Origin of the sequence: Actinobacillus capsulatus DSM 19761 (genome assembly GCF_000374285.1) — a bacterium.
GTDB classification, from domain to species: domain Bacteria; phylum Pseudomonadota; class Gammaproteobacteria; order Enterobacterales; family Pasteurellaceae; genus Actinobacillus; species Actinobacillus capsulatus.
Genome location: NZ_KB893939.1, coordinates 11,429 through 24,031, shown reverse-complemented (window position 1 = coordinate 24,031; position 12,603 = coordinate 11,429). Strand labels below are relative to the sequence as shown.

The following is a 12,603-nucleotide window of genomic DNA, read 5'->3' as shown; positions in this document are numbered from 1 at the left end:
TAATTGAAAAGAGAAAACAATGAAGAAACAAATATTTAGTGAGCAAGAAGTCACAACAGAACAGCAATTTGTGGCGAAACAGGAGTTTGAGGCTTCGGAAGATGTTCAAATTGAAGAGGAATATCAAGAGGTTGAAGCGAAATTAATTGTTGAAGAAAGCCTAAAGCCGTCGCGTTTTTGGGTAAGAGTATTACTGTTTGCGTTGGGGGTATTTAGCATTGCCGTGATTGCACAAAGTGTACAATGGTTGATTGACACCTTCCAAGCTCGTCAATGGATTTATTTTGCTTTTGCCATTGTGTTCGCCTTAATCAGTTTAACCGGTGTGGTTGCGATTATCGGCGAATGGCGGAAGTTAGTTTTTTTACGTCATCATCAGCAACAACAGCAAGTAAGCGAACAATTACTTTTAGAAGAACTTTCAACGACAAGCGGTGAAAAAGCGGTGAATTTTTGCAATGAGGTTGTGGCGAATTTAAAAAATGTGCCAAGCGTACAACATTCGCAACAACGTTGGCAAAGCCAATTAAATGAGGCTTACAATGCAAAAGAAGTGCTTTACCTATTTAGTGAAACGGTGCTCACACCGCTTGATAAGCAAGTGAAAAAAATGATTTCAAAAAGTGCGACTGAAAATGCGGTGATTGTGGCGGTTAGCCCGTTAGCCGTTGTGGATGTGTTGATGGTCGCTTGGCGAAATATTGCATTGGTCAATAAAATTAGCAAAACCTACGGTATGCAATTAGGTTATTTCAGCCGTTTGAAATTATTCAAAATGGTATTAACTAACATGGTATTTGCCGGTGCAACTGAAGTGGTGAGCGATGTTGGTATGGAATTCTTCTCACAGAATTTAACTGCTAAACTTTCACTGCGTGCCGCACAGGGCATTGGTGTAGGTTTGCTCACTGCAAGATTAGGCATTAAAGCGATGGAATTTTGTCGTCCGGTTGCTTTCCAAGCGGGCGAAAAACCGAAACTTTCTGCAATTCGCCAACAATTATTAACTTCGGTTAAAAACACGATTTTTGCGAAAGCAGAAGAAAAAGTGAGTGAGAAGGTATAGATATTTCGTGGCTTAGTGTTTTAATCGCCACGGAATACACGGAGAACACAGAAAAGAAAACAAGCGGTGGGATTTTTAAAAAAGCCGGTATAATGTGGCAGTTGCATAAAATTGTTGATAAATGAAACGTAGGGGCGAATCGATGTGTTCGCCCAAAAAAATCAATGAGATTTGTATATCACGGGCGGACACCTCGGTCCGCCCCTACAAACTGAATTCTGTTTAACCTAGCAAGGCTTTGCCGTGCTAGGATTTCAGCAATGCGCCAAGGAAGCAGAATTAGCTGAGCAATTCCTCAAGCTGTTCTTGGCAGTCCAGCCATTCCATTTCAATTTCTTCAACGGCTTTTTTCGCTTCGATTTGCTTCGCGAGTGCTTCGGTAAGTTGCGCTTTATTTTCCGCTTCATAGATCTCGCTTGAAGCCAGTAGTGCTTCGAGCTGATTTAGCTTTTCACTCGCTTTTTCAAGATCTTTCTCTAACTGTGTGATCTTTTTGCGTAATGGTGCGGTTTGTTGGCGTAATTCTGCTTCTAAACGCTTCTGTTCCTTACGATTTGCGGCGCTATTATCTGCTTTTTCCTCTGCACAAGCGGTCGAATTTCCTGAATTTTTTGCAGCTTCAAGCGCATTTTGTTCGTTTAGCCATTTTTGGTAATCATTCAGATCGCCTTTGAATTCTTCCACTTTTTTATCATGCACCAGATAAAATTCATTCACCGTACTACGCAATAAATGGCGATCGTGTGACACCACCACTAGTGAGCCTTCATAATAAGTGAGCGCATCGGTTAGCGCTTGACGCATTTCCAGATCTAAATGGTTGGTCGGTTCGTCCAACAACAGTAAATTTGGGCGTTGCCATACGATTAACGCTAACACCAAACGGGCTTTTTCCCCGCCGGAAAACGAGCCGACGTTTTGTTTCACTTTATCGCCTTTAAAATCAAAACCGCCTAAATAATTACGTACTTCTTGTTCGGTTAGTTCCGGTGCAATTTTCTGCAAATGCCATAACGGGCTTTCATCAAAGCGTAACGTATCCATTTGATATTGTGCGAAATAACCTAATTGCACACCTTTGGCTAATTGAATATGTCCGGTTTGCGGTGCTAATTCGCCGGCGAGTAATTTAATTAGCGTTGATTTACCCGCGCCGTTGCGACCGAGTAAACCGATACGTGAGCCGGGCACTAAATTCAGTTTAACCGATTCTAAAATGGTCTTGTCACCGTAACCTGCGCTGGCTTTTTCCATCATTAATAACGGGCTTGGTAATGCAAGCGGCGGACGGAATTCAAATTCAAACGGGCTATCCGCATAAGCCGGCGCAATCAGTTCCATTTTTTCCAATGCTTTGATACGGCTTTGTGCCTGCTTCGCTTTGGTTGCTTTGGCTTTAAAACGGTCGATAAAGCTTTGTAAATGAGCAACTTTACGCTGTTGCTGTGCGTAAGCGGCATTTTGTTGCGAGATTTTGGTCGCACGCTGAATTTCAAACGAGGTGTAGTTACCGGTGTAATCATTCAATTGCTGATTTTCGATATGAATCACGCGATCAATTATCGGATCAAGAAAATCTCGGTCATGGGAAATTAGCAATAGCGTACCACGATAATTGGTCAGCCATTTTTCCAGCCAGATCACCGCATCTAAATCCAAGTGGTTAGTTGGTTCATCAAGTAACAGCAAATCAGAACGGCAGATCAGCGCTTGCGCTAAATTCAAACGCATACGCCAACCGCCCGAGAATGATTTTACCGGTAAAGCAAGTTGTTCGTTAGCGAAGCCCAAACCGTTTAACAACGTTGCTGCTCGGGCTTGAATTGTCCATGCGTCAATTGTATCCAGTTGAGTGTGAATGAGAGCAATTTGATTGCCGTTATTTTCTTGATTGGCTTTTTCTAGTTGGCTCATTAAACCGGTATATTCGCGATCGCCTTGGATCACATAATCCAATGCGGAAATTTCAAGCGCCGGTGTTTCTTGATTTACCCAAGAAATCGCCCAGTTTTTCGGCAGAGAAACATCGCCGCCTTCCAGTTGTAATTCGCCTTTCACTAAAGCGAAAAGTGAAGATTTACCACAACCGTTTTTACCGACCAGTCCAACTTTTTGACCGGTATGAATGGTGACGGAGGTATTTTCTAAAAGGACGGATTGTCCACGTTTTAAGATAAGATCGGTGAAAAAAATCATTATAAATGCTTGGTTTATGTTAAAATTTTACCGATATTCTAACATAAATAGAGGAAGCTATGTTTGATTCATTAGCCGTGCAATTTGTTGTATTGTGGGCGGTAATTGACCCTATCGGTTCAATTCCAGTGTATTTGGCGAAAACGATCGGTTTACCAATCGAAGATCGCCGTAAAATTGCACGTAATGCGGTGGTGATTTCTGCTGGTATTTTAATGTTTTTCTTAGTCGGCGGACAGATGTTGCTGGAAGCAATGCAGATTCCGCTATCGGCATTCCAAGCCGCCGGTGGCTTAGTATTATTACTGTTTGCGTTAACAATGATTTTTGGTGAGAGTAAACCGGAACAAGAAATGAAAATAAAAGCCCGTATTAGTGAGCTGGCGGTTTACCCTTTAGCAGTGCCATCTATTGCTTCGCCGGGAGCGATGATGGCAATTGTATTACTTACGGATAACCACCGTTTTAGTATTACTGATCAAGTGGTTACGGCAGGTATTATGCTGTCGGTATTGGCGATTACCTACTTATTTTTACTGGCGGCAAATCGCATTCAACACTTTATTGGTAATGCGGGAGCGGCGATCATTAGCCGTGTAATGGGCTTAATTTTAGCGTCAGTTGCGATTAATAATTTATTAGTCGGTGTGCGAGATTTCTTTATTCAAGTGAGTTAAATAACTGAGGATTTTATGGCATTACGTACTTTGTCGGAAGCATTACAAGAGATGCTAAACCGCTTACCGACAGCATCAAAAACAGAAACATTAACACTGGCAGAGTGTGCGAATCGTATTTTAGCAGAAGATATTTTTTCCCCGATTAATGTACCAAGTTTCGATAATTCGGCAATGGACGGCTACGCGTTTCGTTTAGCGGATCTTGCACAATTCGAACGTTTAACCGTTGCTGGTAAATCTTTTGCTGGCAATCCGTTTACCGGAGAAGTAAAAGCCGGTGAATGTGTTCGCATTATGACTGGTGCGGTGGTGCCGGCAGATTGTGATGTGGTGGTGATGCAAGAAGAAACGGAAGCAGAAACCCTAGCAAGCGGTCAAATTTTAGTGAAATTTTGCAAAACGCCGAAGCTTGGGCAAAACATTCGCCGAATCGGTGAAGACGTAAAACAAGGCGCATTGGTGTTAGCGAAAGGCAGTTTATTAAACGTAACCACTTTGCCGTTATTAGCTTCGTTAGGTATTGCGCAAGTGTCGGTATTTAGCCGTTTAAAAGTCGCGATTCTTTCCACAGGTGATGAATTAACTTCGGTCGGTCAGCCGCTAGAACAAGGCAAAATTTATGATACGAACCGTTTTGCGGTGCGTTTAATGTTAGAAAAGTTAAATTGTGAGATTTTAGATTTTGGCATTTTAGCGGACGATCCGGCCATATTCGAACAAATGTTCAATCAAGCGCAACAGCAAGCGGACGTATTAATTACCAGCGGCGGTGTGTCAGTTGGTGAAGCGGATTTCACCAAAGATGTGTTAGAAAAACTGGGCGAAATCTGCTTTTGGAAAATTGCGATGAAACCGGGCAAATCGTTCGCTTTCGGTAAATTGCAACACGCTTGGTTCTTCGGTTTACCGGGTAATCCGGTTTCCGCTTTAGTCACCTTTTACCAATTAGTGCAACCGGCGTTAGCCAAATTAGCCGGTGTGAATGCGGAGCGTATTGCAAATCTTACCCAAAATTTAACCGCTATTGTAGATACGAATTTGAAGAAAGCGGTGGGTCGCCAAGATTTCCAACGTGGTTTCTATTATGTGAATGGACAGGGCGAAGTAGCAGTGCGTTCGGTCGGCCCGCAAGGCTCGCATATTTTCAGTGCTTTTTATGAAAGTAATTGCTTTATTGTATTAGAAACAGAACGAGGCAATGTAAATGCCGGTGAAAAAGTGACGATTCAGCCGTTTAATAGTTTATTGAGATAGTGAGTGAATATGGAACTTAGCGATCAGGAAATGTTGCGCTATAACCGTCAAATTATTTTAAAAAGAGTTGATTTTGACGGACAAGAAAAGTTAAAAGTAAGCTGCGTATTGATTGTCGGGCTTGGCGGTTTGGGCTGTAGTGCTGCGCAATATTTGGCTTCTGCCGGTGTCGGGCATTTGATCTTGGTTGATTTTGATGAGGTCTCATTATCCAATTTACAGCGTCAAATTTTGCATACGGATGCCAATATCGGTCAGCCGAAAGTAGAGTCGGCAAAAGCGCGTTTAAGCCAAATCAATCCGCATATTCAGCTTGAGGCGATTAATAAACAATGTAGCGATGCCGAATTTGCCGAGTTGATTGAGCGAGTGGATTTAGTTGTGGACTGCACCGATAACGTTACGGTTCGAAATCAGCTTAATTTGCAATGTTTTGCCCAAAAACGACCGCTTGTTTCCGGCTCGGCAATTCGCTTTGAAGGTCAAATTTCGGTATTTACTTATGCGGAAGATGAGCCTTGTTACAATTGTTTAAGTCAATTATTTGGTGACAGCACTTTAAGTTGTGTAGAAGCCGGTGTGATTGCGCCGATCGTTGGTGTGGTTGGGAGCTTACAAGCATTGGAGGCAATAAAATTATTGCTGAACATCGGTAAAAGTTTAGCTGGAAGATTATTGATGATTGATGGCTTACATTTTTCGGTAAGAGAAATGAAGCTACCGAAACTTAAAAATTGTGAAATTTGTTGTGAATAGGTCGCTAAAATTCAAGAATTGCAAAGAATTGACAAGTTAGGTTATAGCGTTTGACGCTAAAACGGTTTAGCGCTATTATTTTTTACCGAAATGTTCCTCCTTAGTTCAGTCGGTAGAACGGTGGACTGTTAATCCATATGTCGCAGGTTCGAGTCCCGCAGGAGGAGCCAACTAATTTCCTTTAGTTTTGCTTTTGTTCTTGTTTTATTTGTCTCCTTTTATAAAACAGTGATTCATACCTCCAGAATTAGAACAAAAGAATTTGCCCCGTAGGTTTTCTATGGGGTTTCTTTTTTTCTATATCTTGTCAAAACAATTCCTATTTCTTCAAGATTATCATCACAGAATATCCTAAGTATAAATCAACCTAATTTCGGTTTATGCTGTGATAATGTGTTCATTATTTAGTAAATAACGAGATAGATTCCAAATGTCCGGTATGTGGGAACATATCGATCATTGCCGCTTTTTGCAGTTTATAACCGGCTTGAATTAGTTTTTCCGCATCTCGCACTAATGTGGCGGGGTTGCAGGAAACATAGACAATCGTTTCGGGATTCAATGCGGCTAAGTGATCCAAGCAGAAAAATGCGCCGTTACGCGCCGGATCTAATAAAACTTTGTTAAACGGCTCACTTGCCCACGCTTTATCGGCAAAAGGTTCGCCTAGGTTGGTTTGGTAAAATTCTACGTTTTTTAGACCGCTTGTAGCTTGATTCTGCTTGGCTTGTTCAACCATCGTTTCAACGCCTTCTACACCCACAACAAAGCCGGCGTGTTTGGCAATTGGCAAGGTGAAGTTGCCCATACCACAGAATAAATCCAATACTCTATCTTGCGCAGAAAGATTGAGCCATTCCAGCGCTTTATCCACCATTTTTTCATTTAGGTTGCCATTCACTTGAATAAAATCACGAATCGAAAAGCCCAATTTTATACCATGAATTTGGTAGTACGGTGCTTCGCCATTTAGTTGAACGATATCATTTTCAGCGGCCATAACAAACAATGAAAGTGAATATTTTTCGGCAAATTGTTGCAAATTTTGGCTATCTTGCGGATGGAATTGTCCTACGTTACGTACCAACATCGCAATCGTATTATTCGCTTGAACCAGTTCAATATGTCCAAGTGTTTTTTTATTCTTCCACGTGCTAAATAGAACTTGTAGCGGTTTGATAAGCTGAGAAAGCGATTCCACCAACACTTCACACTGTTCAAGCGGTATGATTTGGTTTGAATTTTGCATTTTAAAACCAATCACTAACTGATTATTTTGTAACGCAATACTGAGTTTTGCTCGGCGACGATAGCCCTTATCGTTACCGACGATCATCGGTTGAAAATTAATCGGCTGTGATTGCAGTTTTTGTAAGCGTTGAAAGAGTGCCTGCTGTTTTGATTCACGCTGTAAATCTAGCGGAATGTGCTGCATTTGGCAGCCACCACATTTGCCGTAGAGAGTACAACTCGGCTGTTGGCGTTCGGCGGATTGCTTTAAAATTTTAACCGCTTTCGCCCGTCCGTATTGACGTTTTTCTTCCAACACTTGGATTTCAACTTGTTCGTTAGGTAAGGCGTTTTCGATAAACCAAGTTTTACCGCCTATTTTCGCCACGCCTAAACCTTGGTAGTCCAAAGATTGAATACTAACCGGCGGATAAGCGGTTATTTTCGCTGATTTTTTTGCTTGCTGTTTTGCAGCTTTTTCAGAGTAGAACAGTGCCATTTTTAGTGTAAAATCAAATTCGTAAAGTCAGTTATTATATATGAAAAAGAGGGAAAGATGATTTCGAATGTTTGGACCGAACGCTTTTTGGAGGATAAAAAACGGGAACAAGACCACCGTTCACCGTTTCAGCGAGATCGTGCGAGAATTTTGCATTCCGAAGCCTTTCGTTGCCTACAAGCTAAAACACAGATTCACGCAGTTGGTGAAGATGATTTTTATCGTACACGTCTGACTCACTCGCTTGAAGTCGCGCAGATCGGTAGTAGTATCCGTGCCAAATTATTACGAGAGAAACAAGCCTTTCAAACGGTCGTTTCTGATCAAAAATTTGCAAATTTAGCCGAAAATTTGACCGCTTTATTGCCGTCTCGCAGTTTGATTGAATCACTTTGTTTTGCACATGACATTGGACACCCACCATTCGGACACGGCGGCGAAATGGCACTCAATTATAAAATGCGTGAATATGGCGGTTTTGAAGGCAATGCCCAGTCGTTTCGGATTGTGACTCAACTTGAACCCTATACGCCGCAACACGGTATGAATCTCACTCGCAGAACCTTGTTAGGTATTATTAAATATCCTGCACTGCTTGAAGAAACCGAACCGCAAGCTCGTCCGCAATTTGCCGAGTCACCTTATATCAACTTACATCAATTCAAAACCTGTAAGGGCATATTTAGCGATGATCAAACCTTTTTCGATTGGGTGTTAGCACCGTTAAGCGAGCAAGATCGTAAATTATTGCGTATGATAAGTTTCAGTAAGGATCCGCTTGAACCGCATAAAACTAAATATAAATCGCTGGATTGCAGCATTATGGAACTTGCCGATGATATTGCATACGGCGTACACGATTTGGAAGATGCGATTGCCGGCGGTATGGTCACGCCACAATCGTGGCAGCAGGCACAGCAACAGCTGGAACAGTGTGCTTCCGGTTGGATTCAAACGATTTTACCGACCCTTAGCCAGAAATTATTTTCACAACATCGTTATGAACGGAAAGATGTAATCGGTGCTTTAGTTAATTATTTTGTGACTAACGTCCAATGGCGTGAGCAAGCGGGCTTTGATGAGCCATTATTACGTTTTAATGCTTATTTACCGGATGATGTGAAATGTGTGTTAGAAATTTTAAAATGCTTTGTGTATCAATATGTGATTTGTGATGTAAAAACGCAAAGGGTGGAGTATAAAGGTCAGCGTATTTTAATGGCGTTGTACGATATGCTAAGTACCGATCCGGAGCGTTTATTGCCACAAAATGTCGCTTTACGTTGGCAACAGGCTGAAGTGGCAAAACGCCCTCGTGTGATTTGCGATTATCTAGCTAGTATGTCGGATGGACAAGCGTTCAAACTTTACCAAAGTTTATAAAAACTTGAAGAACTAAGCGGCTATTTATTCGTCTTATGTGCATCCAAAATGGAGTATTACAATTTTTCATCTTTATTACGGAAGGACAATTATGAAAATGTTATCGAAAGCAACTTTATTAGCAATGACATTAGGCTTATTTACTGCAACGGCATTTGCCACAGATATTCCCCGTGAAATTTATCGCCCGAATGGTAAATTAGTAAAAGCGGATCGCCAAGGTAATGGCGAATATGAAGTGGAATATCGCTTACGTGGTAACGATGTGCGTGTAATTGCTAAAAATGCGATTTCACATGCAAAACGTCATGATTTCCGAGTAACAGAAGCTGAAATTGAAAGAGATGATGCGGATCTTAAATTTGAGCGTGGCGATCAAGAGCTTGATATTCAAATTAAAGATCATAACCGTATTGAATATAAAGCGGATTTAGACTTAGATAAAAACTAATCCGGTATGTTTTTAAAGAAACCGTTTGCTAGTTGCAAGCGGTTTTTTTATGCCCAAAATTTGTAAAATTCTTTATAAATCAGACCGCTTTGAGTCGTTAAATTTGGTAGAATAAATAGGAATTTATAGATAGGAGAAATAACCCCAAAATGTTCGTAGTAGGTCAGCGCTGGATCAGCGAGTCAGAAAATAATTTAGGTTTAGGTATCGTTACAGCAAGTGATAATCGTACTGTCACTATTCAATTCCCTGCCGCTGAGGAAGAGCGTATTTATGCGCTTTCAGTTGCGCCTTTAACACGTGTGCAATTTCAAAAAGGCGATCGTATCAATAGTGTAGAGGGATGGCAGTTAGATGTTGAAGAGGTTGTTGAAAACCAAGGCTTTATTATCTATTTAGGTAAGCGAGCGGATTCCGGTGAAGAAGCGGTATTGCCTGAAATGCAGTTAGACCATAAAGTAAACTTCAGCAAGCCGCAAGACCGCTTATTTTCAGCACAAATTGACCGTTCCGACCGTTTTGCTTTACGTTATCGAGCATTACAGCACCAACAAGCTCAATTTCAATCGCCATTACGAGGAATGCGAGGTATTCGTGCGAGCTTAATTCCGCACCAATTACATATCGCTAAAGAAGTCGGACAGCGTGTTGCGCCTCGTGTGTTATTAGCAGATGAAGTCGGTTTAGGTAAAACCATTGAAGCGGGGATGATTTTACAGCAACAATTTTTCTCCGGCAGAGTGGAACGTGTATTAGTGCTTGTACCGGAAAGCTTGCAACATCAGTGGTTGGTTGAAATGTTACGTCGTTTCAACCTGAAATTCTCATTATTTGATGAAGAACGTTGTACCGATTTTGATAAAGCGGATGAAGACGGCAATGATGTCAGCGAAAATCCGTTTGATAGTGAAGCGTTAGTGATAGCTTCAATCAACTGGTTAGAAAGTTCACCGAATCGAGCTAAACAAGTATTGGCAAGCAATTGGGATATGCTCATCGTGGATGAAGCACACCACTTAGAATGGTCGGAAAACGATCTAAGTGTCGGCTATCAATTTGTTGAGCGTTTATCAAAACAAACCCCGGCTGTATTACTTCTAACTGCAACGCCGGAGCAATTAGGGCAAGAAAGTCACTTTGCCCGTTTGGCATTATTGGATGTGGATCGTTTCTATGATTACAACCGCTTTGTTGCCGAACAAAAAGATTACAAACCGGTAGCGGATGCAGTAGCAAGCTTATTGAATGACAAGCCGTTGAGCGATGACGAGCAAAATAGCATTGCAGAATTACTCAGTGAGCAAGATACCGAACCGATGTTTAAAGTGATCAATAGCGAAAAATCGAAAGAAAATGACCGCTTGCAAGTGCGTCAAGAATTGATTCGTGAACTGATTGACCGCCACGGTACAAGCCGAGTGTTATTCCGTAATACGCGTCAGGGCGTGAAAGGTTTCCCACATCGTGTTTATCATCAAATTACCTTGGAAATGCCGAGCCAATATACCAATGCGTTAAAAATGATGGGTATGATGGGCGGTGTAACCAAAGATGATCAGCTTTATCCGGAACGTTTATTCCAACGTATGAATCCAGCGGCAAAATGGGCGGATTTTGACCCTCGTATCGAATGGTTGATTACTTTCCTGAAAAATCACCGTGACGAGAAAATCTTAGTAATTTGTAAGCAAGCGGATACGGCAATTGCGCTTGAGCAAATTCTACGTGAACGTGAGGCTATTCGCTCAGCGGTGTTCCATGAAAAAATGTCGATTGTAGAACGAGACAGAGCTTCCGCTTATTTTGCACAAATGGAAGAGGGCGCTCAGGTCTTGATTAGTTCAAATATCGGCTCGGAAGGACGTAACTTCCAATTTGCGAGCAATTTAGTGCTGTTCAATTTACCGGATAATCCGGACTTATTGGAACAAAGTATCGGACGTTTAGACCGCATCGGTCAGAAAAATGACATTCAGATTTACGTACCATGTTTTGAAAATTCAATGCAAATGGTATTAGCGACTTGGTATCATCAAGGTTTGAATGCGTTTGAAGAAACTTGTCCGATGGGCGCTGCATTATTCCGTGAATTTGGTGAAGAGTTGGAAACTTTCCTGAAGAACCCGCAAGCGGTCGGATTGGACGAGTTTCTTGCAAAAACCTTTAAGCGCCAGCAACAGTTGAAAGTGGAATTAGAGCAAGGTCGAGATCGTTTGCTTGAGCTAAATTCAAATGGCGGTGAAGCAGCACAGGAACTCGCTGAAGCGATTGCGAAAGAAGATAATAATCCGCACTTAGTTAATTTTGCGTTGAGCTTATTTGATGTTATCGGCTTAGAACAGGAAGATTTAGGCGAGCAATCTATCGTGATTAGTCCGACCGGTCATATGCTTGTGCCGGATTTTCCGGGTATTGCAGAAGACGGTACGACAGTGACCTTTGATCGTCAGCTTGCACTAATGCGAGAAGACGTTGAGTTTTTAACTTGGGATCACCCAATGATTCGTAACGGTATTGACTTGATTACTTCCGGCGATATCGGTAAATCGGCAATTTCGTTACTGATTAATAAAAACTTACCGGCAGGTACTTTATTGCTTGAAGCAATCTATATGGTGGAAACACAAGCGCCGAAAGGCTTAAATTTAACGCGTTTCCTGCCGCCGACACCAGTGCGTATCTTATTAGATAATAAAGGTAACGATATGGCGGCTCAGGTGTCGTTTGCAGGGCTTGAGAAGCAGTTAAAACCGGTGAATAAACAAATGGCAAATAAAATTGCGAAAATGGCGCAAGCGGATATTAAGAAATTAATTAGTATCAGCGAGCAAAAAATTGCAGCCAAATTACCGGAATTAATTGAAAAAGCCAGCCAAGAAGCGGATAGTACCTTAAGTGCGGAATTGCACCGTTTGACCTCGTTACAAGCGGTGAATAAAAATATTCGTGCTGATGAAATTGATGCACTGGAAAAACAACGTGTCGAATCGCTTAATCAAATTGCATTAGCGAATTGGCGTTTAGACAGCTTACGTGTCATTGTAAGTAATAAAGAATAGAGTATTTATCACGGAATAGACGGAAACAC

9 protein-coding genes and 1 tRNA gene are annotated in these 12,603 nt (G+C 41.7%); 8 read left to right on the top strand and 2 right to left on the bottom strand.

The window, feature by feature from the left end; translation table 11 throughout:
• Positions 1–19 precede the first annotated feature (19 nt).
• The gene (locus C228_RS0107505; protein ID WP_018652043.1) at positions 20–1,066 is read left to right on the top strand and encodes a YcjF family protein; all 1,047 of its coding nucleotides are present in this window, start codon (positions 20–22) and stop codon (positions 1,064–1,066) included.
• 279 nt (positions 1,067–1,345) lie between these two features.
• Here the strand turns inward: C228_RS0107505 and C228_RS0107500 are convergent, their stop codons facing one another.
• On the bottom strand, positions 1,346–3,262 hold the full coding sequence (locus C228_RS0107500) for an ABC transporter ATP-binding protein (RefSeq protein ID WP_018652042.1): 1,917 nt from the start codon (positions 3,260–3,262) through the stop codon (positions 1,346–1,348).
• A 59-nt stretch (positions 3,263–3,321) separates the two neighbouring features.
• Here C228_RS0107500 and C228_RS0107495 point away from each other — a divergent pair, with 59 nt between their 5' ends.
• The 4 genes from C228_RS0107495 (at position 3,322) to C228_RS0107480 (ending at position 6,122) form a co-directional block, all read left to right on the top strand.
• Positions 3,322–3,939 carry a MarC family protein gene (locus tag C228_RS0107495; RefSeq protein ID WP_018652041.1) on the top strand — a complete coding sequence of 206 codons (618 nt, stop codon included), beginning with the start codon at positions 3,322–3,324 and terminating at the stop codon, positions 3,937–3,939.
• 15 nt (positions 3,940–3,954) lie between these two features.
• Positions 3,955–5,196, top strand: coding sequence for a molybdopterin molybdotransferase MoeA (gene moeA / locus C228_RS0107490; RefSeq protein WP_018652040.1), 1,242 nt, complete (start codon positions 3,955–3,957; stop codon positions 5,194–5,196).
• Positions 5,197–5,205: 9 nt separating this feature from the next.
• The gene (gene moeB / locus C228_RS0107485) at positions 5,206–5,952 is read left to right on the top strand and encodes a molybdopterin-synthase adenylyltransferase MoeB (protein WP_018652039.1); all 747 of its coding nucleotides are present in this window, start codon (positions 5,206–5,208) and stop codon (positions 5,950–5,952) included.
• Between the two features lie 94 nt (positions 5,953–6,046).
• Positions 6,047–6,122 (top strand) — tRNA-Asn (locus tag C228_RS0107480).
• A gap of 230 nt (positions 6,123–6,352) precedes the next feature.
• Here the strand turns inward: C228_RS0107480 and rlmD are convergent.
• Entirely contained in the window at positions 6,353–7,681 is a 1,329-nt protein-coding gene (gene rlmD, locus C228_RS0107475) for a 23S rRNA (uracil(1939)-C(5))-methyltransferase RlmD (protein ID WP_018652038.1), read from the bottom strand.
• Positions 7,682–7,738: 57 nt separating this feature from the next.
• On the opposite strand from rlmD, the gene C228_RS0107470 reads away from it, so the two are divergent.
• From C228_RS0107470 to rapA, 3 genes are all read left to right on the top strand, one after another.
• The gene (locus C228_RS0107470) at positions 7,739–9,064 is read left to right on the top strand and encodes an anti-phage deoxyguanosine triphosphatase (protein ID WP_018652037.1); all 1,326 of its coding nucleotides are present in this window, start codon (positions 7,739–7,741) and stop codon (positions 9,062–9,064) included.
• Between the two features lie 91 nt (positions 9,065–9,155).
• Positions 9,156–9,515 carry a hypothetical protein gene (locus C228_RS0107465; protein WP_018652036.1) on the top strand — a complete coding sequence of 120 codons (360 nt, stop codon included), beginning with the start codon at positions 9,156–9,158 and terminating at the stop codon, positions 9,513–9,515.
• Positions 9,516–9,664: 149 nt separating this feature from the next.
• On the top strand, positions 9,665–12,574 hold the full coding sequence (rapA, locus tag C228_RS0107460) for an RNA polymerase-associated protein RapA (RefSeq protein ID WP_018652035.1): 2,910 nt from the start codon (positions 9,665–9,667) through the stop codon (positions 12,572–12,574).
• The last annotated feature ends 29 nt before the right edge of the window (positions 12,575–12,603 follow it).